Below are 547 nucleotides of genomic sequence, written 5' to 3' on the forward strand. Positions count from 1 at the left end.
ATGTTATCTGCGCCTTCTACTACATGATGATTGGTAAGCATATAACCGTTAGAGGTCACAAAAAACGCAGTGCCATAAGCATGTTCAATTGCTGGTATCACCGCCTGTTCAGGGATACGTACGCGGTCACCAAAGAACTTGCGCAATAAGTCAGCAGTCTGGGCTTTTGCCAGCTCAGCCTCACTGACGGTCTTGGTTACATTGACCCGTGCCACGCCTGGTGTTACTTGCTGTACAAGATCGGAGAAATCAGTAGTAATGACGGCAGCTTGCGCACGAGAGACAGTCATAACACTGATAGCTAACGCGCTGACACTTGTGGTCATCGCTGTGCTTAAGATCGCTGTCAGTATTCTGCGTTGTAGTTTGCCCTGTAGCTGATGAAATTGTGATTGGCCCTTCATCTCATTACTCTCCCTTTTAGACGTTTAAACATTTTGTCTTCTATTTTCTTGATTTACTTATATAGCCTGTTTGACCCGTTTTCTCTAGACTACCCAAACCAATACGCACTATGATTGGATAAACGCCGTTTGTATTATGCAGG

1 pseudogene is annotated in these 547 nt (G+C 45.0%); it reads right to left on the minus strand.

Going from position 1 to position 547, the window contains the following annotated elements:
- A pseudogene (locus ACS8FD_RS23735) lies at positions 1 to 326 on the minus strand (serine protease); the annotation flags it as partial.
- Positions 327 to 547: the final 221 nt, after the last annotated feature.

The organism is Psychrobacter sp. 1U2, from assembly GCF_051847575.1.